Genomic DNA, 21,135 nt, shown 5'->3' on the forward strand with positions numbered 1-21,135 from the left:
AAGGACAAATGACTAAGAACAAAGGACAAATATGATTAAAATCCTCCATCTCTCCGATATCCACATGGGAAGCGGCTTTTCCCACGGACGAATTAATCCAGAAACGGGATTAAATACACGGTTGGAGGATTTTGTCAATACTCTATCTATATGTATTGACCGAGCGCTGACAGATGCCGTTGATATGGTGATATTTGGTGGCGATGCTTTCCCGGATGCTACACCACCGCCTTATGTACAACAAGCGTTTGCTAGCCAGTTTCGCCGTCTGATGGATGCCAATATTCCGACAGTGCTGTTGGTAGGCAACCACGACCAACATTCCCAAGGACAGGGAGGAGCGAGTTTAAATATTTACCGCACTTTGGGAGTGCCAGGGTTTGTTGTTGGTGATACATTAACTACGCACTGTATCGAAACCCGTAATGGCAAAGTGCAAGTAATTACCCTGCCTTGGCTAACCCGTTCCACCTTGATGACTCGCCAAGAGACTGAAGGTTTATCTTTGGCTGAAGTCAACCAACTATTAACGGAACGTCTGCGAGTTGTTTTAGAAGGGGAAGTTCGCCGTCTTGACCCAGATGTACCTACTATCCTTTTGGCTCACTTGATGGCTGACAATGCTAGCTTGGGCGCAGAAAGATTTTTAGCGGTGGGTAAAGGCTTTACTCTGCCCTTATCTTTGCTGACGCGACCTTGTTTTGATTATGTAGCATTGGGACACGTCCACCGCCACCAAAATCTGAATAAATCTAACAACCCGCCGGTGATTTATCCAGGGAGTATTGAGCGGGTAGATTTTAGTGAAGAAAAAGAAGACAAAGGCTATGTGATGATAGAACTGGAGCGGGGAAGCGTTGAGTGGGAATTTTGCCCTTTAACAGTTCGGACTTTCCGCACCATTGAAGTTGATGTCTCAAAAGCAGACGATCCGCAAGCGGTGTTAATCAAAGCGATCGCCAAGTATGATATTCAAGATGCTGTAGTGCGGCTAATTTACAAACTCCGCTCCGAACAGATGGATTTAATTGATAGTTCTTCTCTACATAGTGCTTTAAGTCCCGCTCATACCTACACCATTCAAGCAGAATTAGTCAGTCAATTAGCCAGACCCCGAATTCCTGAATTGAGCGCAAGTAGTAGCATCGACCCAATGGAAGCTTTAAAAACTTACTTGAATAACCGCGAAGACCTTAAAGATATCGCAACTTCAATGATGGATGCAGCACAAAAGTTGCTAGCAGATGAAGTGGAAGTTTGGCTGGAAGCAGCAACTAATGAGTAGGATAAAATAATTTGTAATTAACAATTATTATGGAATAACAAACCGCAGAGGCGCAAAGGGCACGGAGAAATCAGAGTTATAGAGGTATTTTGTGTAAGCCCTATTTTCCACTCTCCAAAATATATGACGCAAACAATCCCAGCAAAAGTCATCGACTGACGTTATTTAATTGATAACTTTAGTATTGAGTTAGTTTTGGATGGCTCATTCTTTTGGGAATGGCAAGAAGATTTACCAGAAATTAATGATTTAGATAAACAACTTTTAGATAAGGTAAAAACGGGTTATTTTAATCTTCTTGATTACCCACCTTTACTAGAAGATGTAGTCAGAATGGCAGTTGTAGACCCATTGCTTTTTATTGGGGATTTTTATCTAGCTCCGTATTATGTAAAATCAGAAGAATCTATAGATATTGCTGTGCCAGATGAAGATGTAATTATCAAAGGTAGAATAGATACCTTAGTTTTAAAAGAGCAATTTTGGCTAATGATTATTGAGTCTAAAAGAGCTTCGTTTTCAGTAGAACAAGGACTCGCACAAATTCTTGCTTATCTATTAGGAAATCAAGATAACGATCAACCTAGTTTTGGTATGATTGCCACGGGAAGCGAGTTTATTTTCGTTAAATTAGTGAAAGGAAATCCACCACGTTATGCTTTATCAAAGGGTTTTTTGATGCGTAACCCTGGAAATGAATTGTACGACGTGTCACGTATATTGAAACGCCTGACTCAGTTGGTGGGTGCCTAAACCTTATTGCTTGATTATATGTTCTCATAATAGGGGCGATGTCTGGCGACCAATAGCTACACGTCTACGCTACATCAGTTAATCAGTTAAGATATCGAGCCTCCATTATTGTTTTGTATTAATAATCACATATTTTCAGCAAATATTATGTATGCAATCAGATTGTTTTGCTTTCCAGCAAAAAAACTGTCTTCTGAAATGCGTTGGTAAATCAGATTTATTTGCTACTTTTGATCGTAAATTACTCATTGAGTAAAAAAAAAATTAATCCAGATGATAAATATTATTCTATATACCCTATAATTCTCATAATCACGGTATCCGTGTAGAAATACCGTAGATTTAGGGGTGATTCTAATGAGCAAGTCGCAACAACCGACACAATTAAGTAAATTTCTAAGTGAAGGAATACAGGCTTATGTCATCAAAGCTTTGCAGAGTATACAACTCCGGTATCAACACGCAATTAAAAGTTGGTTGAATGGACGCAGTGTACAAAGCTTTGTGAGTCTGTTTTTAGCAAGTATTTTTTTGAGTATAGCAGTTGCCTCCTGTTCTGGAAGCAGTTCAGCTAGCAAAAATGATGTTAAGCTAAAACTTGTATCTTTCTCTGTCACCAAAGCCGCTCATGACCAGATAATTCCCAAATTTATCGAAAAGTGGAAGCAAGAACACAACCAAAACGTTACATTTGAGCAAAGTTATGGAGGTTCTGGCGCTCAAGCGGCTGCTGTCATTAACGGTTCGCAAGAAGCAGATATAGTACACTTAGCACTTCCCTTGGATGTCAGCAAAATTCAACAAGCAGGTTTGATTAAATCAGGTTGGGAAACCGAAGCTCCCAGAAATGGTATTGTTAGTAAATCGGTTGCTGCGATCGTCACCCGTGAAGGCAATCCTAAAGGTATCAATACTTGGGCAGACTTAGCAAAAGATGGCGTGAAAGTGATTGCCGCCAACCCAAAAACTTCTGGTATTGCTATTTGGGAATTCTTGGCTTTCTGGGGTTCGGTGAGTCTAACAGGTGGTGACGAAGCCACAGCGCTAGATTATGTCACCAAAGTTTATAAAAATATCCCGACTCTAACGAAAGATGCCCGTGAGGCTAGCAATTTATTCTTCCAAAAAGGTGAGGGGGATGTTTTAATTAACTACGAAAATGAGGTAATTTTGGCAGGACAAAATGGGACGAAGTTGCCTTATGTTGTACCCCAAGTCAATATTTCTATTGATAATCCTGTGGCAGTAGTTGATAAAAACGTCGATAAACACAGTACAAGAGAAGTTGCACAAGCATTTGTTGATTTTCTTTACTCTACAGAAGCTCAACGAGAGTTCGCCAAATTACAATATCGTCCTGTTAATCCCACCGTTAGCCAAGAAGTAGCATCACAACATCCACCAATTAAAACTTTATTCACATCTCAAGATTTAGGTGGCTGGGATATTATTCAAAAAAAGTTTTTTGGAGATGGAGCAATTTTTGACAAAGTGCAAGCTGCAAACAAAGCATGATATGTATTTTTTAATGCAACATTCTTTATTTGCAGATAGCCAAGCATAAGTAATTCACAGTCATTTTTAAATTGATAATTTTATGAGCTTTCGTAGCCGATTTAAGGATAGCTTTTTCCTAACATCTTTAATGCTTGTTGCCAGCAGTATCAGTGGTTGTAACGGTGGGCAAGAATTGAAAAGTCAAGTGAGTATTGATGGTGCAGCTGTAGGCTTTCCTATTTCTTTAGCAGTTGCAGAAGAATACGGTAAAGTTAAACCTGAGGCTCAAGTTAGCGTTGCCTCAAGTGGCACTGGCGGTGGTTTCAGTAAATTTTGTAATGGCGATATTGATATAGCTGGTGCTTCTCGCACCATTAGAGATGAAGAAATCAAAAAATGTCAAAGTAAAAATATTAACTTTGTTGAGTTGCCTGTAGCTTTAGATGGCATCGCCGTGATTGCCAACCGTAAAAATAACTTTGCCAAATGTCTAACTATTAAGGAACTAGGCAAGATTTGGGGCGGCAAATCCGACGGGAAAATATTGGCATGGAATCAAGTTAATCCCAAGTTTCCTAACGAAAAGCTAAAGCTATATGCTCCATCTTCTGATACGGGAACATTCGATTATATGACTCAAGCTGTGACTGGCAAAGCCAAGAATGGCCGTACAGACTACACTGCCACTCAAAATCAAAACCTTCTCGTACAAGGAGTGTCAGGTGATGTAACAGCCTTGGGTTATGTTGGGATATCTTACTACATTCAAAATCAAGAAAAACTGAATTTAGTTGCTGTAGAAAGTCTTACTGGAAAGTGTGAAAAACCAGTTCCAGTGGATAATGTAATTAAAAATATCTATACACCTTTGTCTCGTCCTCTCTTCATCTATGTCAGCAAAAAATCTTTAGATACTAAGCCAGCAGTCAAAGAATTTGTAGATTTTTATCTAGAAAATTCTTGGAAGTGGGTAGATAGTGTAGGTTATGTAGCATTACCTGATGAAGCTTACCTTAAAGTCAAACAAAAATTTGCTACTGGTGAAACTGGGACAAAGTTTAAAAAAGCAAAACCAGGTGAACCGATCACAAACTTTATTTAAATAAAGTCTCAGGCATAGTAGTTTAATTTTAGTGAGAAATTAATTGTTTATGCAAAATACTAATTCTCAAGATGGTCTTTATCTACAATCCAGAGACTGTCTGGATAAAAATCCATCTGAAGATATATCTGAAAAGATTGTTGCGGTAATTTTATTTGCTTGTGCTTTAGTTTCGGTTTTGACTACTTTTGGTATTGTCGTAATTATCTTTCAGGAGACATTCAGTTTTTTCCAAGAAGTTTCCTTTGCCAAATTCTTTCTTGATACTAAATGGACACCTCTATTTGCAGAGAAACATTTTGGCATTTGGCCCTTAATTAATGGCACTTTTTTAACTACAGCTATTGCAATGGCGGTTGCTATTCCTCTAGGTTTATCTTCTGCGATTTATTTAAGTGAGTATGCTCAACCCAAAGTAGCAGCTATTTTACGTCCGGCAGTGGAACTTTTGGCAGGAGTACCTACAGTAGTATATGGTTACTTTGCTCTGTTGTTCCTAACACCATTACTGCGAAATGTTATCCCTCTGGAAATATTCAACGCTTTGAGTGCGGGATTGATGATGGGGATAATGATTACTCCTACCGTTGGTTCTATCAGCTTAGATGCCATCCGAGCAGTTCCACGTTCTTTGCGAGAAGGATCTTATGCTTTAGGTATTACTAAACTGGAAACCATTTTTAAAGTAGTTCTACCAGCCGCACTTTCTGGAATCATCGCCTCGATTATTTTGGGTATTTCTCGAGCTGTGGGTGAAACAATGACTGTCCTCATCGCCGCCGGACAGCAACCAAGACTAACTATCAACTTTGCCGAATCAGTAGAAACAATGACAGCCTACATGGCACAAATTTCTGGTGGAGATAGTCCACGCGGTAGCCTCAATTTCAAAACATTATATGCTGTAGGCGCTGTTTTATTTCTACTTACCCTTGCTTTGAATATTGTGAGTTTCTGGATTGCTAATCGCTTTAAAGAAAAATACGACTAAATAGATATGGCTACAAGTTATCAACAAGATGATTCTCTCGATTCGGCGGCAGAATTTACCAATAATGTTGAAAGTAGAGAGACATTAGGGAAAGTATTTGAAGTACTTTTTTTGTTAGGATTGCTGATTGGTTTATTTGTCCTAGCGTTGCTACTTTTTGATATTTTGAAAGACGGATTAGGCAGATTTTTATCACCCGGCTTTCTCACAGAAACTCCTTCTCGTTTTCCTGACCAAGGTGGTATCCGTCCTGCAATTGTCAGCAGCATTCTTTTAGGGTTGGTTGTGATTTTAGTTACTGTCCCTGTTGGTGTCGGAGCAGCTTTATATCTAGAAGAGTATGCACCTAAAGCTTGGTGGACAGCGATTATTGAGATTAATATCAGTAATCTGGCGGGTGTACCTTCTATCGTCTATGGATTGCTGGGTTTAGGGGTTTTCAATTATCTGCTTGGGTTTGGCCCTGCTTTGATTTCCGGTGCATTGACTTTATCTTTGTTGTCTTTACCAGTAATTATTGTGACAGCTAGAGAAGCAATTCGCGCTGTTCCAGATTCTCTGAGAAATGCTTCTTACGGATTAGGTGTCACAAAATGGCGAACTATTAGCAATCATGTCATACCTTATGCTGTTCCCGGTATTCTGACGGGGGTGATTATCTCTATATCGCGCGCTATAGGTGATGCAGCTTCTCTGATTGTTGTCGGTGCTGTGGGTTTTCTCACCTTTAACCCTGGTTTGTTTCAGAGATTTATGGCATTACCCATTCAAATTTACAGTTATATAACTCGTCCCGAACCGGGTTTTGCTAGTGCAGCAGCAGCCACAATTATTGCGTTGTTAATTTTGATTTTAGCTTTAAATGGTGTTGCAATTTATATTCGACAACGCTTCTCAATAAATTAGGTAATTAAATATCTAATTTGGATAGATTCACAGATATTGGAGTTCAACCAAATGACTTATAGCAATAGTAGAAGTAAATCAGATAGTGCCACAATCGACCAAGATAAGAGCGTCTTTAGTGTTGAAGGTGTAAAGGTATTGTATGGAGGATTTCTGGCACTTTTAGATGTATATTTAAAGATTCCTGAAAAACAAATTATTGCTTTTATTGGGCCTTCAGGGTGTGGTAAAAGTACCTTACTGCGTTGCTTCAATCGGATGAATGATTTAATCCCTGGAGCTAAAGTTGAGGGTAGACTGAATTATCGCGATCGCAATATTTACGATCCGAAGATCAATTCTGTAAAATTACGCCGCCAAGTCGGAATGGTTTTTCAAAGACCGAATCCTTTCCCCAAGTCAATATACGAAAATATTTCCTTTGGGCCGCGGGCTAACGGTTATAAAGGTAACATTGATGAATTGGTGGAAGATTCTCTCAGACGCGCTGCTATCTGGGATGAAGTCAAAGACAAACTCAAAGAGAAGGGAACTGCATTATCTGGCGGACAACAGCAACGACTTTGTATTGCGCGTGCGATCGCCATGAAGCCAGATGTATTATTGATGGATGAACCATGTTCTGCTCTCGACCCAATTTCTAGCCGCCAAGTAGAAGAACTCTGCTTAGAACTCAAGGAACAATACACCATCATTATGGTGACACACAATATGCAGCAAGCTTCTAGAGTGGCAGATTACACGGCTTTCTTCAATACAGAAATTGACGAGCATGGTAAACGCCGCGGCAAATTAGTTGAGTTTAATCCGACAGCGCAAATGTTCAGTTCTCCTCAAACCAAAGAAGCTGAGGATTATATCAGTGGACGCTTCGGTTAAAGAGCTTATCCTAAGTATTTAGGATAATAGATAACCTTGTACAATAAGGTAAATTTTGTACAGGGTTTTGTTTTGTGATACCAGACTCACGAAAATAGCGATCGCACTACAGACTCAATCTATAATGCGTAGAAGAGTCACACTATGCTGCATAACACTCAAAAAATTTTGTTTGAGTTTTATCTGAACCCGCGATTAATCTATTTCTCCGACATCCCGTAGCACTGCATCAATGAGGCTAGGTCGGATATAAATTCCATTGGTGCGTAACTTCTCAATATATACTTTAAGTTCAACAATCAAGCCTGCTTTTTTCGCCTTACGCAAAATGCCAAGAGTACCTATCCGGCGAATTCCTAAGCGTTCTGCAACCCTTCGTGCTTGAGCATCATCCAAAAGTACCGTACTATCTGGAGTGGACTGAGCCAAGGCAATAGCTTCAGCTTCTCCACGATCGACTAGGATTGATAATGGTTCTAATATCAGGGCTTCAGGGGCCTGAATTTCCAACCAAGTTAACTGACTGACGGCTTGTGCGCCAGGTAAACCTACACCTTGGATTGTTACTTCATCCCATACGGCTGTGGGAAGTAATATTCGCTGATAAAGTTGGGGTAAAAGTTCCAGTTGCGCGATAATTGCCAAGGAAATGAGAGGGCTGCTATCGGCAACGATGACAGAGTTAATCATCGCGCAATTCGTCGGCGATCTGGTCATCATCCAAGTTGATAACAGGGATTTGCAAACGTCCTAGTTCGTACATGAACTGCGGTTTGTTCATGCTGCAAAAGGCGGCGGCTTTACCAAGCGATAGTCTGCGTAGCTCAAATAGTTTGACTGCAAGCAAAAATGTGAGTTCTGCTTCTAACGCTTGGGGTGATTTACCGGAGGTAATAAGCAAATCATCGGGATAATGAAGGGATAGGATGTGCATGATTCACTTCTGTGTTCCTGATTCCTAATTCTGTCTTGATTATGGCTTACACCAGTCCAACTAGCATAGCGAAGCGATCGCTCCAGTAGTGACTCAACAACAACTCGACGACTGGCTAAATCACAATTAAATCGCTTATCGAAGAATGATGACTTTGCATTTAGCTTAATTCTGGAAAATATGCTGAGGCTTAATAGTACTAAATTGAAGTAATATTTCAGTTTAGTACTTATACTGTGTATTATGTTTAAACCTATGTCATTTGCTTTACTTGCAGCTACCATTCTAGTTGCATCAATTAATAATCCTAGTGCCACTTTCGCTCGAACTTGTGCCTCTAAGTGTGGGTCGCACCCAATTCAGTTTACACCTGGGCAACACATCCGAGTTGAAGTTGTAAATAGCACACCTAACCCGATCAAAATTCAAAAACCCTCTGGGACTGATGCAATATCCCTAAGTCCAGGGCAGAAATTAAATTTAGGACAAATAGAAGGTACAGAACCAAATACATCTCTGATATTTTGGAGCGAAACAGGTTTATCACTACAAGCAATTGTCTCTAAACTTAACTTTGGTACATTGCGGCTAGAACTCCGTCCGACTTGGCGCTCTCCGGGCGATCGCTCGTTATATATTATGGATGATGGCAGAATAAACGTGTTTTAGATAGCAAATAATGTTATTAGTTATAAGTTAAGAAAAAATTTTAAATTCAACACTCCTAACTAATAACTCCTGACTTGTATTGTGCTACACCGACCTGTATCTGAGCTATCAAAACCTAGCAGGCGCTTACCCGATCAGCGCTGGCAAATCTATCCACAGAAACCAGAATTTGCCCAAAAGTTAGCGGTTTTGACAAATCTTTCACCGATTGTCAGCCAGTTATTGATTAATCGGGGTATGGAAACACCAGAACAGGTACAAGCATTTTTAAATCCAGAGTCTTTAATCTTACCTTCGCCGTTAGAAGATTTCCCAGATTTGGCGATAAGTTTGGAATTGTTGGAAAATGCGATCGCTTCTCAAACAAAAATTGCTATTTGTGGTGATTACGATGCTGATGGAATGACCAGCACTGCTCTACTTTTGCGTAGTCTCCGCACTTTAGGCGCACAAGTAGATTATGCTATCCCCAGCCGGATGCACGAAGGTTACGGTATCAATAAACGCATAGTTGAAGAATTTCACAGTGAAGGTGTGGGATTAATTCTCACAGTCGATAATGGTATCTCTGCGTTTGAACCAGTAGCGAGAGCTAGAGAACTTGGTTTAGCAGTGATTATCACCGATCATCATGATATCCCCCAAAAATTGCCGCCAGCTAACGCTATCCTCAACCCTAAATTGATAGCTGAATCCTCGCCTTATCGGGGTGTTGCTGGTGTTGGTGTTGCCTACATTTTGGCAGTTTCTCTAGCACAACAGCTAGGCCAGACTAAGGGCTTGATCCAACCGATGCTAGCATTATTTACACTGGGAACAATCGCAGATTTAGCCCCCTTAACTGGCGTAAATCGTCGCTGGGTAAAACGTGGTTTACAGCATTTACCCAAATCCCACTTACCTGGAATACAGGCGTTGATTCAGGTAGGCGGCGTGCAGGCGAGAGATGAGGGAGCAGGGGAGCAGGGGAGCAGGGGAGCAGAGGAGAAAATTGCCAATCCAAAATCCAAAATTCAAAATCCAAAATCGCTTAAGCCTGAAGATATTGGGTTTCGCTTGGGGCCACGAATTAATGCTATAGGTCGGATTGGTAATCCCCAGACTGTAATTGAATTGCTGACTACAGATGATATGGGGGTGGCACTGGAAAGAGCAATGCAGTGCGAACAAGTCAACGCCTCTCGCCAGGAAATGTGTCAGCAAATTGAACAAGAAGCGATCGCTTATGTAGAGACGGAATTTGTTGCGTCTCTACATAAAGACCGTGTATTAATTGTTGTTCAACCCAATTGGCATCATGGCGTTATTGGGATTGTCGCCTCTCGTTTGGTGGAACGCTACGGTGTTCCTGTATTTATTGGGACTTATGAAGATGAGGGACATATACGCGGTTCTGCACGCTCAATTCCAGAGTTTCATGTGTTTGAAGCTTTGGAATATTGTCACGATTTACTAGGGAAATTTGGCGGACACAAAGCAGCCGGGGGATTCTCTCTACCAGCAGAGAATTTACAGATGTTGCGATCGCGTTTGATTGAGTTTGCTAACCAGTGTCTTGAACCCCAGCATCTCAAGCCTCTGCTGAAAATTGATGCCGAAGTCAACCTCAATCACATCAATCAACAGCTTTATCAACAGCTTAATGCTCTACATCCCTGCGGTATGGACAACCCCGATCCAGTTTTCTGGACACCTAATGTTCAAGTGGTTGAGCAAAAAATTGTTGGTAAGGGTCACATCAAACTGACCGTTGCCCAAACTGTTGAGAATCAGGAATATAGAATTAAAGTGATCGCTTGGCGTTGGGGCGACTACTTCCGTTTACCACCGCGAGTGGATATCGCTTATAAACTGCGAGAAAATTACTTTAACGGTAACACTAGCATTGAGCTAGAGTTAATCGGAGTCAGAATGCCAACTCAGATTCAACAATTTTTTGCTTCGCCACCTATCCAGTCAAGCATCACATTTGAATACAACCAGCGACAATATACTTGTGGTTTCTATAAAAACGGTATTGAAGCAGAATTAAGAATTAGAAATTCTGAAGGTAAAGTCTTAGCCATCCAGCCAGGACATATAATTGGTTTGCTGGGCACTAATCGTCAAAACGCTAAAGAAGTTAATATTTCTCAACCACAGTATGACAATATTATCCAAGCTGCCCTTCAGGCGTTATCAGTACTGAGTGCTGAGTTATGAGTTATGAGTTATGAATTCTTTATTAACTTCTCACTCCTAACTCTTAACTGTTAACTCCTTAGTCAGCACTCAGCACTCTTATAAGTTGCCGTTGCGAAATGCCAGCACAAAGATTACTGCTGGGCCAGCAATCACGATGAGCGCCACGGACAACAATTGGAAAATAACTTCCCAATTGATACTGGTAAAAGCGTTAAACAAGTCAGACACAGCGTCAAACATTTTTCCTTTTCTCCTGCCAATAGTCTTAAAAAATTCAATAACTTAAATTAGAAAACCCGAAATCGATCATATATGGCTATGGACTGTTAGATTTAATTTACTTAACAAAATTATAAGAAAAGATATAAAAACGTAAAATAGAGGGATTGGGAATAGGGAACAGGGAATAATCTGTACCCTATTCCCTGTTCTCTATTCCCTTCTTCAATCCCTAATCCAAAATGTCAACTTGGCAATGTGTAAAGCAATGTGGAGCCTGTTGTAATCTCGATCCAGCAGAGCGTCCAGACTTGGAAGAGTACCTCTCTCCACCAGAACTAGAACTTTACCTCAGCATGGTAGGCGAAGGGGGATGGTGCGTTAATTTCGACCATACCACGCGAGAATGTCGCATCTACCCCAATCGTCCGCGCTTCTGCCGTGTGGAATCAGAAGTGTTTCAAGATATGTATGGGGTTGAACCAGAAGAAGTCAACGATTTTGCTATTGACTGCTGTCGCCAGCAAATAGAAGGAGTTTATGGCGATCGCAGTTTAGAAATACTACGCTTCGACCAAGCTGTCGGCCTTTGACATCCAACTCTGCTTTTTTTGTGTGAGATTGCAATTTATGACAAAAATCTGAGAAAATGATAGAAATATGAAAACACCCTAGAAACCAAAACTACTGCTTGTGAAACTTGATTCTGCACCTTTGGATATTTCTGGCATATCTCACACTGAGATCGAGCTAGAACTGGAAGACAGCAATGATTTTAACTTAACTCCTGCGATCGCTCCCTTGGTTCGGCCTGTAATTGCCGATAGTCCTCAAAAGCAGCAATCAGCGCTAGTAGTTTTCGGTACGACTTTTGTAACCATTTTTCTAGCAGAAATTGGAGATAAAACTCAGCTATCCACTTTGTTAATGAGCGCACAATCTCATTCGCCGTGGGTAGTATTTATCGGCTCGGCGGCAGCCCTAATAACCACCAGTTTATTAGGTGTACTTTTAGGTAGTTGGATAGCCAGCCGACTCAGCCCAAAAGCTGTAGAAAAATCAGCTGGCGTGATGTTATTGGTAATTTCTCTAATGCTGTTTTGGGATGTATTTACTAGTCATTAGTTAGTAGAGACACGATTAATCGCGTCTGTACAAGATCGTTGGTCATTAGAAAAATTCCCCACTGCCCCTTAATTATATGGATTGGCATTTATTAGGACTGAGCTTTATTACGGTTTTTTTATCAGAATTGGGTGACAAAAGTCAGCTAGCGGCGATCGCACTTTCAGGACGTTCTAATTCTCCCCGTGCAGTATTTTTCGGTGCAGCAGGCGCATTGCTGTTGACAAGCCTGTTGGGATCGTTAGCAGGGGGTGCAGTAGCCGAATTATTACCTACACGGGTTTTAAAAGCGATCGCGGCTGTAGGATTTGCCATTCTTGCTGCACGTCTGCTGTTATTTAACAATGAACCATCGGCAGATTCTGAACAAACACCTTGAACAAGAATTCAGAATTCAGAATCCAGGAATCAGAATTAGTCTTTGTGGGCGATTGGAACGCGTCAAGGTTTTAAACCAATCTCACTCAGCCTGACTTGAATTCATACTGAATTCTGACCGGAGCTTTCGGAGTCTCTGGCTTTGCTCCTGAGTTCTGAATTCTTTTTTACAAACGTTCCCAAGCAGTTCCTTTGTAGCCGTATTGAAAAATTTCTGGATGCAAAATTTCTGCCAAAATTTCTAGCGAATCTACCAGTCGTGGTCCTGGACGATTGAAATAAGAATTGCCATCGGTAATGTAGACTCTACCAGTTTCGGTAGCGTGTAGTTTTTCCCACTCTGGACGTTGAGTTAATAAATTAGCTTCTTTGCGAGTGCGGTTTAAATCAAAGCCACAAGGCATAAAAATAATTATATCGGGATTAGTTGTTACTAGTGTTTCCCAAGGCAAGATCGGAGAAGGCTGACCTGTAGCGCAAAATAAAGACTGTCCTCCTGCTAAGTTAACTAATTCAGGAATCCAATTAGCGGCGATCATCAAAGGATCGATCCACTCGATACAAGCGACAGTAGGCAGTTCATCTAAAGAAAGTCCTTGGATTTTTTGCTGACAAATTTTGACGCGAGCTTCTAAATTTTCTAAGACTTTTACCGAGTCTACGCCAAAGATGTTGCTGACTCGTTCAATGTCAGCCCAAACATCCTGGAGAATATTGGGTTGTAAAGAAATAATCTGAGGTTTACTGTCAATTAGTGTAGCAACTGCCTTTTCAACATCGTGTAAGCTGACAGCACAAACATCGCACTGGTCTTGAGTGAGAATGTGGGTAGGCTGCAATTGCTCTAAAACATCTGTTTTGATTTCATAAATACTCAGAGCAGATTGCAATAAATTGTTCACGTCGTCGTGAATTTGGCTGCTGGAGGCATCACTATTTAAACGTGCTTGGGTACAAATGGGGCGATTGAGGATTTCTGGAGGGTAATCGCATTCGTGCGATCGCCCCACAATAGCATTAACCAACCCTAGTGTCGCTAAAATCTCCGTTCCACCGGGAATCAGGGAAACAATTCTTACATCACTATCTGTCATCGCTCCACCTCCGCAAAAGCTGCCGTTACCTTAAGTTTGGCAGAATTTGAGCCATTAGGTATCTTTCTCTAGGAGAATCAAGGGTATTTTGCTAATCAGTACTAAGCAATAAATTGTACTAAAGATTGGGTATTGGGAAAAGTCTTTAGCACTCCCCAGTTTCAAATAAAAAATACTATACTACTTATACTACTTGATAGTAAAATTACTTAATAGTGAAATTACTAGAAATGCTAATTATCCCCTGGCAAAAATTATTGGTATGAAGTAACAGAAGTAATCAGCAAAATCTAGCTTATAACTAATTAGCCAGAATCATAAAATTTAGTTAAAAAAATTATACTTTCCGGTTATGAAAAACCATAGCAAGTAATTGTAGTTATACAAAGACAGTTCTACTTTTTCCGTAGAACTGCAAGTCCAAATTATTTCTTCTTGAGGGCAACTAATGCAGGTAGTGTCAGCTAGAAATATAACAGAGCACAACCAGGCCCAAGAGGCTTTACGAATCAGAGAAAATAGTCGGCGAAAACAAAGCCAGATGCTGGTGCAACTGGCAAGAAGCAAGACATTTCAGCAAGGTAATCTCAATGCGGTGTTGAGGGAAATTACAGAAACTGCTGCTCAGACGCTGTTAGTAGAGCGAGTTGGGGTATGGTTATATAATGAAGAACGTTCAAAAATTAAATGCATTGATTTGTATGATGTCAGGAATAAGAAGCATACCTTTGGTAACTCGCTTTTAAAAACAAATTTTCCTGTTTATTTCCAGGCTTTAGAAGAGGAGCGTACTATTGCCGCAGATGATGCTAGAAACGATCCCAGAACCCAAGAATTATCCGAGTCTTATCTTTCAGTTTTGGGCATCACATCTATAATAGACGCACCAATTTGGCTAGAGGGTCATTTAGTAGGCGTAGTGTGTCACGAACACATAGGTGAAGGTCGCCAATGGACTTTAGAAGAAGAGAGTTTTGCTGGCTCAATTGCAGATTTTGTGACATTGGCTATAGAAGCGAGTGAGCGAAACGTCGTACAGGAAGCACTGCGACAGAGTGAGACACAATTTCGGGCGATTTTTGAGCGTTCCTCTATCGGCATTGGCCTGATAGATATGAAAGGGCAGATAGTTGATACTAATCTGGCATTATGCGAGATTTTAGGATACAGCCGAGAAGAGTTATACGGCAAATGCTTTACAGATTACATTTCCATAGAAAAGGAGGATTTAAAACTTTACAAACAACTGATGTCAGGAATTCGCACAGACTTAAAGAAAACTTCGAGGGACGGTTTGCAACCATCCAAACATCAGAAACAGCTTGTTGAAAGACATCGTATTGAGATAGAAAGATGCTGCCAGCATCAAAATGGTAACTTACTTTGGACTCATATCTCTGTTTCTGTTATACCAGGCAGCAATGGTAAACCTGAGTTTTTTCTAGCGATGATTGAGGATATTACTGAACGTAAACAAACAGAGTTGAAACTACGTGCCTCTCAAGAAGCAGCAGAAGCTGCCAATCGAGCAAAAACTGAATTTTTAGCAACTATGAGCCATGAGTTGCGAACGCCTCTGAATGCGATTATGGGTTTGTCACAGTTATTGCAACAAGAAATAGTTGGTTCTCTGAATGAAAAGCAGAACGAATATGTAAGTTGTATATATAGTAGTGGCGAACACCTGCTGGCAGTGATTAACGATATCCTTGATTTATCAAAGGTAGAAGCAGGCAAAGAGGAACTGTTACTATCATCTTTGTCAGTGGCAGATATATGTAATTATGCCATCTGGACAGTGCGCGATCGCGCCTCAGAAAAGGGATTGCAACTCACACATGAAATTGACCAAGAAGCTGATATTTGCATTGCTGATGAGCGGCGCATCAAGCAAATGCTACTCAACTTGCTCACTAATGCGATTAAATTCACCCCAGCAGGCGAAGTATCGCTGGTAGTCAAAAAAGTGCCACAAGGGATAACGTTTACAGTTTCAGATACTGGCATTGGTATAGACTCAAGTCAGTTTCAATTTTTATTTGAACCGTTTAAACAGCTTGACAGTCGGTTAAATCGGCAGTATGAAGGCACTGGTTTGGGTTTAGCCTTGACGCGGAAATTAGCGCGTTTACATTGTGGAGATGTTACCGTGACATCAACTTTAGGAAAGGGCAGTCAGTTCACTCTGTTTCTACCAAATCCAGAGCATCCGGAAAATGGGGAAGATGAGACAAATCATCTTGATGAGACAGAAGAGGAAGCAAACTTAACCTCGTCCTCCTCTTCTTCAGGCATCTCCACAAATAAAACTATTTTGCTTGTAGAAGAAGAGGAAAACACAGCAACAGTATTGCAAGATTATCTGCACACAATTGGCTACCAAGTCAAGTGGATAGATAATGTTAACGACTTTTTGAAACAGGTAGAAAGCTTTCAACCAAATTTAGTTTTTTTTGATTTGCAGTTAGTAAAAGATATTCATATCTGGAATTTGCTGAATATCCTTAGAAAAGAGCCTTATCGGGAACATTTACCGATTGTGATGATGACCTTTAGCGAACCTTTAGAAGAGGAAATCGCCATGCTACCAGGTAGTTTTGATGACTACCTGATCAAGCCAATTCGTATAGTCCAGCTAGAGTCAATTTTAATGAAATATTTTAGTTAATTGCTCATAAAATATTTTCATCTAAATATCTTATTCTAGCAATACTTACAGCTTCCACATTTAAATAAGCAATTAGACGATCGGATATTTCATCTTTGCCATCAAATTATCAAGCGGGATCTACCCCTTGTTCTTCTTTAAAAACTGATTTTCTAATTACTTGAATTGCCGGAAAGTCTTTAGGTAATTCAGCAACTTTTATAACTAAATTACTCATTAAACTCTGTTTGATGTTACTACCTATTGTAATTTAATAAGAGAGGCAGGAGGCTCAGTTGGAATACTGCCCAGTTGTTGAGCCTAGCTATGCACTGAGCCGGTCGTTGTGTCGAAACACTGCTTCCTGCCGCGACCAATCAGGGAAAGGTTTAAGTTTAATCTGCTCCTTCAATTGGTGCAAAACCTTGACGTTGAATATTTTCTGTCACCGCGCGTGGTTCTAAAAATTGCAGTAAGTAGTCAGGGCCCCCTGCTTTAGAACCTACTCCCGAAAGTTTGAATCCACCAAAGGGTTGCCGTCCAACGATCGCTCCGGTAATATTGCGGTTGATGTACAAATTACCAACTTCAAATTCTGTCTGCGCCTGCTGAATATGCGAAGGTGTTCTAGAATAAAGTCCGCCAGTTAAGGCGTAGTTTGTACCGTTGGCGACTGCTAACGCTTCCTGGAAATCTTTCACCCGAATTACTGCCAGCACAGGGCCAAAAATTTCTTCCTGGGAAATTACCGCATTTGGCGATACTTCACTAAAGATGACTGGGCCGATAAAGTAGCCTTGTTCGGGTGCTGGTAATTCCAACGCCACTTCTGCTTCTGCCTTACCCTTCTCAATATACTCGCGAATGCGCTCGCGGGCATTAGCATCAATTACTGGCCCAACTTGTGTACTCGGTAACTCTGCTTCCCCAATGTTCAAGGATTTTGTCGCTTCCACCAATCGTTGCACAAAGGCATCATAAATCGGTTCCAGCACAATCACCCTGGAAGCAGCAGAACATTTTTGTCCGCTGTAACCAAATGCCGATTGCACTACCCCGACAACAGCTTGGTCTAAATCAGCACTTTCATCCACAATAATCGCATTTTTACCTCCCATTTCCGCAATCACCCGTTTCATGTGCTTTTGTCCGGGTTTTAAGATTGCCGCCTCTGCGTAAATTCTACAGCCAACTTCCTGGGAACCCGTAAAAGCAATTACATGAGTATCTGGATGATTTACCAAATAAGCGCCGACTTGCGAACCCTTACCAGGTACGTATTGAAATACACCTTTGGGAAAACCAGCGTCTACCAAGATTTCTGTGAGTTTCGCTGCAATTACAGAAGAAGTTTCCGCAGGTTTGAGGAGAGTGCAATTGCCCGAAACCAAAGCTGCAACAGTCATTCCACAAGCGATCGCTAGCGGAAAATTCCAAGGAGAAATCACTACAGCAATTCCCCTTGGCTGGTAAATATAACGATTAGTTTCGCCAGATATGTCATAATTCACACCTTCGTCTAACCGTTCTATCTCATCAGCGTAATACCGACAGAAATCTATCGCTTCTGAAACCTCTCCATCAGCTTCCTTAACTGGTTTCCCAACTTCCAAAACTATCCAAGCTGAAAGTTCAGCGCGGCGGAGTTCCAGCAAATCACCGGCTTTCCGCAAAATATCAGCGCGTTGTTTAGCTGGTGTTTTCTTCCATTCAGGAAAGGCAGCTTTGGCAGCTTGCATCGCCTGTTGAGCTTGTTCAACGCTAATCAACCCAACTTTACCAATTACCTGACTGAACTTAGAAGGATTCAGAGAATCAACAAATTCCGGTGGATTAACATACTCGCCATTAATCAGTGGTAAATAAGTTTTACCCAATTGTTGACGAACGCTTTGGAAAGCTTGCGCTGTCTTCTTTCTCACCTCTTCCTCGGCGTAATCGGTATCAGCAGCACCAGAGAAATGAGAGTGAGGAGTTAGGAGTGAGGAGTTAGGAGTTAAAGAGTTTTTTTCTTCTTTGACAATCGGCGGCGCTAATAATTCTTCAATCGGTCGATTTTCAAGATTTTGCCGTAAAAAAGAACTATTAGCGGTATTTTCCAACAATCGGCGAATTAAATACGCCATTCCAGGCAATAATTCACCGTAGGGACAGTAAACTCTCACCCGATAACCTTTATCAACCAAAGCCTTGGCAACTTTATCACCCATACCGTAGAGGACTTGCAACTCAAAGCGACGACGGGGGACATTTAAACTTTCAGCTATGGCAATAGCGCGAGAGTGCGATCGCACATTATGGCTACCAATGGCAGAATACACATATTGATGATTTTCTAACAACAATTGAGTGATGGTTTCAAAGTTAGCATCAGTTGCGGCTTTGTCGTTGTAAACTGGCTGCGGCCAATGCTTCTGCGCTGCTTTAATCGTTTCTTGATCCCAATATGCGCCCTTCACCAAGCGGATTGTCAGGGGATAACCACGTTCTTTCAACCAAGAAATTACGTCTTTGGCATCTTGTTCGCTATCACGCAGATATGCTTGAATTGTCATGCCAATATCTGTGCGTTGCCGAAATTCTTCTTCTAGTAAGAGTTTTTTCAGAATGCTGAGAGTTATATCCTTATAGGCATACTGTTCCATATCAAAATGTACAGCTGCGCCTAATTCTTTAGCACGACGTAGGAGAATCCGAATGCGATCGCTAACTCGCTCTTCACTACCCTTAGCATCTAATGGGTCAAATTGGGAATAAAAGGCCGTTAATTTCACAGAAACCTGAACTTTTGGTATCGGTTCGCCATCAGCCTCATCAATCGCCGGAATAACTGCCCAATTCTTCGATGCTTTCACCAATTGTTGGATTAATTCTAGATAGCGTTCTAGATAAGACTGCGCTTCGGCTTCGGTAATTACGGCTTCACCAAGTAAGTCGATGGTGAAGGCCATTTTTTCTTTTCGCAGTCGTTCAACTGTTTTGATGACTTGTTTGATATTTTCCCCAGAAATATATTTATGGGCAAGTGTCTCAACCGCTGTACCAACGGTTGTAGCAGCAACTTGTCCAGGCATCGAGTCGGGGTTAGCAAAGTTTAGCATTCCCTTCAAAGCTGCCGGCAATTCTACAGATTCATCGCCTAAATATTCTTGTAAATGTGAGGCAATTTCTGATTTACTGTGTAAAGCAGGTAACGTATCTATAAACCGAAATAGTTGCACCCGCAAGCCAGGGTTACTCATTGCCCAAGCTAGTAATTTATCATCCCAACGCATTTGATCCCGCAGGGAAGAAAAAAATGAACGATTTTCCTGCGTTGCGGCTAAAAGTTGTTTAGCAATTTCTTGAGTTTTAGCTTCGTAGGTGCTTGTTTGTACTTGTAATACCACTGATAATAACTCCGTTAATCAAGGCAAGGCTTTTTGTACAAAGCCTGTGTCTTCTATTTTGACGCTTTCATTTAGCTGTCACCAATTATGCGGAATTCGTAATTACTATACCGTAAGGATTTCATTGATTTTGAATGATGTAGTTACGCCGTGCGTTCTAGGAACTTGCAATTAAAAAATATTCCTTGCGGGACGCTTGGCAAACGTAGAGGCATTGTGCATTGGTGTCAACTTAAGCCAAAACCCTTTTAAAATCTCGTTTTCAGCCTCTGGCTGGAAATGCTACTCTTGGCGGTTCTGCCGCGAGGAGAGGGAGGCAAAGCCTCAATCAGGGGCATTCTCAGTCGGAGACTGGAAACGAGATAATCTGCTAAAAGCTTTTTCTAGACTGGCTTTAACCTGAAGTTGACATTAATGGGCATTGCGCCACGACTACAGATGTGGATTAAATAGATCAGGACTTACGCACTCAGATCCCCCAACCCCCTTGGCAAGGGGAGCTAGGGGGGATCTAGGTTTCAGACTTCAGTGCGTGAGTCCTAGCCTCAAAAGCTGAATTCAACCCGTCTTTATACTTCAAATAGTAGTATATCAAGATTACTTGAAGGAAAGGTCAAAAAATGTAGTTTTTCCATCTGTCAGACTTGAGAAAAGCAGGTGTGTTGGGCTAAATGCTTGCAATGCAATACAAGGGTTGAAATGAGCAGTGATTCCGAAAGTTACGCGCTTAGGCTTGATGAGCCACTTTCATCTTCTGAGAAACTCTTTGCTCCACAATACAGGCTAGAAACGCTAAAAATGGTGAAAATTTCTACATTGCATAAATTTTTACACATCAAAATTGCCTAGAATTAATCTGAACTCTAGGGTTAAATCATGATGAGATCCCTGACCTGGGCTGGTCTTATTAGATAATCTTCCCAACGGGATAGTGGCAATACCACTTCACCAATGTAGTAACCATAGAAGCCCAGAACCACGCTCAATAGCAGGCTTAAAAGCACTATTGTTAATTCGGTTAAAGCTTTCAGGGTACTTTTCATGATACAAGTTTCTCTACATCAGTAACGGGTGGCGAGCGCC

At 41.1% G+C, this 21,135-nt stretch carries 18 protein-coding genes; 13 read left to right on the plus strand and 5 right to left on the minus strand.

Annotation, left to right across the window (positions count from 1 at the left end):
* The first annotated feature begins 31 nt into the window (after positions 1 to 31).
* The 7 genes from RMY32_RS10035 to pstB all read left to right on the plus strand — a co-directional run bounded on the left by RMY32_RS10035 (position 32) and on the right by pstB (position 7,413).
* The gene (locus RMY32_RS10035; protein ID WP_322708560.1) at positions 32 to 1,285 is read left to right on the plus strand and encodes an exonuclease SbcCD subunit D; all 1,254 of its coding nucleotides are present in this window, start codon (positions 32 to 34) and stop codon (positions 1,283 to 1,285) included.
* A gap of 168 nt (positions 1,286 to 1,453) precedes the next feature.
* Positions 1,454 to 2,038, plus strand: a complete 585-nt coding sequence (locus RMY32_RS10040) for a restriction endonuclease subunit R (RefSeq protein ID WP_322708574.1) — start codon at positions 1,454 to 1,456, stop codon at positions 2,036 to 2,038.
* 357 nt (positions 2,039 to 2,395) lie between these two features.
* Positions 2,396 to 3,553: a sulfate ABC transporter substrate-binding protein gene (locus tag RMY32_RS10045; RefSeq protein WP_322708561.1), complete on the plus strand. Its 1,158-nt coding sequence runs from the start codon at positions 2,396 to 2,398 to the stop codon at positions 3,551 to 3,553.
* An 82-nt stretch (positions 3,554 to 3,635) separates the two neighbouring features.
* Positions 3,636 to 4,637: a PstS family phosphate ABC transporter substrate-binding protein gene (locus tag RMY32_RS10050; RefSeq protein ID WP_322708562.1), complete on the plus strand. Its 1,002-nt coding sequence runs from the start codon at positions 3,636 to 3,638 to the stop codon at positions 4,635 to 4,637.
* A 49-nt stretch (positions 4,638 to 4,686) separates the two neighbouring features.
* On the plus strand, positions 4,687 to 5,628 hold the full coding sequence (pstC, locus tag RMY32_RS10055; RefSeq protein WP_322708563.1) for a phosphate ABC transporter permease subunit PstC: 942 nt from the start codon (positions 4,687 to 4,689) through the stop codon (positions 5,626 to 5,628).
* A 6-nt stretch (positions 5,629 to 5,634) separates the two neighbouring features.
* Positions 5,635 to 6,534 (plus strand): phosphate ABC transporter permease PstA, encoded by a 900-nt coding sequence (pstA, locus tag RMY32_RS10060; RefSeq protein WP_322708564.1) that lies wholly within the window; start codon positions 5,635 to 5,637, stop codon positions 6,532 to 6,534.
* A gap of 51 nt (positions 6,535 to 6,585) precedes the next feature.
* Positions 6,586 to 7,413 (plus strand): phosphate ABC transporter ATP-binding protein PstB, encoded by an 828-nt coding sequence (gene pstB, locus RMY32_RS10065; protein ID WP_322708565.1) that lies wholly within the window; start codon positions 6,586 to 6,588, stop codon positions 7,411 to 7,413.
* A gap of 195 nt (positions 7,414 to 7,608) precedes the next feature.
* Here pstB and RMY32_RS10070 read toward each other — a convergent pair whose 3' ends face one another.
* Positions 7,609 to 8,103 (minus strand): DUF3368 domain-containing protein, encoded by a 495-nt coding sequence (locus RMY32_RS10070; protein WP_322708566.1) that lies wholly within the window; start codon positions 8,101 to 8,103, stop codon positions 7,609 to 7,611.
* Positions 8,096 to 8,347, minus strand: coding sequence for a UPF0175 family protein (locus RMY32_RS10075; RefSeq protein ID WP_073645131.1), 252 nt, complete (start codon positions 8,345 to 8,347; stop codon positions 8,096 to 8,098). The genes RMY32_RS10070 and RMY32_RS10075 overlap by 8 nt, the downstream gene beginning before the upstream one ends.
* 243 nt (positions 8,348 to 8,590) lie before the next feature.
* On the opposite strand from RMY32_RS10075, the gene RMY32_RS10080 reads away from it, so the two are divergent.
* The gene (locus RMY32_RS10080) at positions 8,591 to 9,016 is read left to right on the plus strand and encodes a hypothetical protein (protein WP_322708567.1); all 426 of its coding nucleotides are present in this window, start codon (positions 8,591 to 8,593) and stop codon (positions 9,014 to 9,016) included.
* Positions 9,017 to 9,097: 81 nt separating this feature from the next.
* Positions 9,098 to 11,218 carry a single-stranded-DNA-specific exonuclease RecJ gene (locus RMY32_RS10085; RefSeq protein ID WP_322708568.1) on the plus strand — a complete coding sequence of 707 codons (2,121 nt, stop codon included), beginning with the start codon at positions 9,098 to 9,100 and terminating at the stop codon, positions 11,216 to 11,218.
* Positions 11,219 to 11,296: 78 nt separating this feature from the next.
* Here the strand turns inward: RMY32_RS10085 and psb30 are convergent, their stop codons facing one another.
* Complete coding sequence (gene psb30 / locus RMY32_RS10090; RefSeq protein ID WP_069068686.1) at positions 11,297 to 11,440, minus strand: photosystem II reaction center protein Ycf12/Psb30; 144 nt, start codon at positions 11,438 to 11,440, stop codon at positions 11,297 to 11,299.
* 221 nt (positions 11,441 to 11,661) lie between these two features.
* On the opposite strand from psb30, the gene RMY32_RS10095 reads away from it, so the two are divergent.
* From RMY32_RS10095 to RMY32_RS10105, 3 genes are all read left to right on the plus strand, one after another.
* Positions 11,662 to 12,012, plus strand: a complete 351-nt coding sequence (locus RMY32_RS10095) for a YkgJ family cysteine cluster protein (RefSeq protein ID WP_322673585.1) — start codon at positions 11,662 to 11,664, stop codon at positions 12,010 to 12,012.
* Positions 12,013 to 12,112: 100 nt separating this feature from the next.
* Complete coding sequence (locus tag RMY32_RS10100) at positions 12,113 to 12,544, plus strand: TMEM165/GDT1 family protein (protein WP_322708569.1); 432 nt, start codon at positions 12,113 to 12,115, stop codon at positions 12,542 to 12,544.
* A 76-nt stretch (positions 12,545 to 12,620) separates the two neighbouring features.
* Positions 12,621 to 12,923 (plus strand): TMEM165/GDT1 family protein, encoded by a 303-nt coding sequence (locus RMY32_RS10105; protein ID WP_099100177.1) that lies wholly within the window; start codon positions 12,621 to 12,623, stop codon positions 12,921 to 12,923.
* A 166-nt stretch (positions 12,924 to 13,089) separates the two neighbouring features.
* On the opposite strand, the gene RMY32_RS10110 is transcribed toward RMY32_RS10105, so the two are convergent.
* Positions 13,090 to 14,016 (minus strand): cobalamin-binding protein, encoded by a 927-nt coding sequence (locus RMY32_RS10110; RefSeq protein ID WP_322708570.1) that lies wholly within the window; start codon positions 14,014 to 14,016, stop codon positions 13,090 to 13,092.
* 448 nt (positions 14,017 to 14,464) lie between these two features.
* Between RMY32_RS10110 and RMY32_RS10115 the strand changes: the two genes are divergently transcribed.
* Positions 14,465 to 16,684 (plus strand): ATP-binding protein, encoded by a 2,220-nt coding sequence (locus RMY32_RS10115; protein ID WP_322708571.1) that lies wholly within the window; start codon positions 14,465 to 14,467, stop codon positions 16,682 to 16,684.
* A gap of 374 nt (positions 16,685 to 17,058) precedes the next feature.
* On the opposite strand, the gene pruA is transcribed toward RMY32_RS10115, so the two are convergent.
* On the minus strand, positions 17,059 to 20,052 hold the full coding sequence (gene pruA / locus RMY32_RS10120) for an L-glutamate gamma-semialdehyde dehydrogenase (RefSeq protein ID WP_322708572.1): 2,994 nt from the start codon (positions 20,050 to 20,052) through the stop codon (positions 17,059 to 17,061).
* Positions 20,053 to 21,135: the final 1,083 nt, after the last annotated feature.

The organism is Nostoc sp. ChiSLP03a (assembly GCF_034531215.2).
In the GTDB taxonomy this organism is placed as follows: domain Bacteria; phylum Cyanobacteriota; class Cyanobacteriia; order Cyanobacteriales; family Nostocaceae; genus Nostoc.

Coding starts and splice junctions, on each gene's coding strand:
- RMY32_RS10035 (WP_322708560.1), top strand. CDS start 32: ATGATTAAAATCCTCCATCTCTCCGATATCCACATGGGAAGCGGCTTT.
- RMY32_RS10045 (WP_322708561.1), top strand. CDS start 2,396: ATGAGCAAGTCGCAACAACCGACACAATTAAGTAAATTTCTAAGTGAA.
- RMY32_RS10050 (WP_322708562.1), top strand. CDS start 3,636: ATGAGCTTTCGTAGCCGATTTAAGGATAGCTTTTTCCTAACATCTTTA.
- pstC (WP_322708563.1), top strand. CDS start 4,687: ATGCAAAATACTAATTCTCAAGATGGTCTTTATCTACAATCCAGAGAC.
- pstA (WP_322708564.1), top strand. CDS start 5,635: ATGGCTACAAGTTATCAACAAGATGATTCTCTCGATTCGGCGGCAGAA.
- pstB (WP_322708565.1), top strand. CDS start 6,586: ATGACTTATAGCAATAGTAGAAGTAAATCAGATAGTGCCACAATCGAC.
- RMY32_RS10070 (WP_322708566.1), bottom strand. CDS start 8,103: ATGATTAACTCTGTCATCGTTGCCGATAGCAGCCCTCTCATTTCCTTG.
- RMY32_RS10075 (WP_073645131.1), bottom strand. CDS start 8,347: ATGCACATCCTATCCCTTCATTATCCCGATGATTTGCTTATTACCTCC.
- RMY32_RS10080 (WP_322708567.1), top strand. CDS start 8,591: ATGTTTAAACCTATGTCATTTGCTTTACTTGCAGCTACCATTCTAGTT.
- psb30 (WP_069068686.1), bottom strand. CDS start 11,440: ATGTTTGACGCTGTGTCTGACTTGTTTAACGCTTTTACCAGTATCAAT.
- RMY32_RS10095 (WP_322673585.1), top strand. CDS start 11,662: ATGTCAACTTGGCAATGTGTAAAGCAATGTGGAGCCTGTTGTAATCTC.
- RMY32_RS10105 (WP_099100177.1), top strand. CDS start 12,621: ATGGATTGGCATTTATTAGGACTGAGCTTTATTACGGTTTTTTTATCA.
- RMY32_RS10110 (WP_322708570.1), bottom strand. CDS start 14,016: ATGACAGATAGTGATGTAAGAATTGTTTCCCTGATTCCCGGTGGAACG.
- RMY32_RS10115 (WP_322708571.1), top strand. CDS start 14,465: ATGCAGGTAGTGTCAGCTAGAAATATAACAGAGCACAACCAGGCCCAA.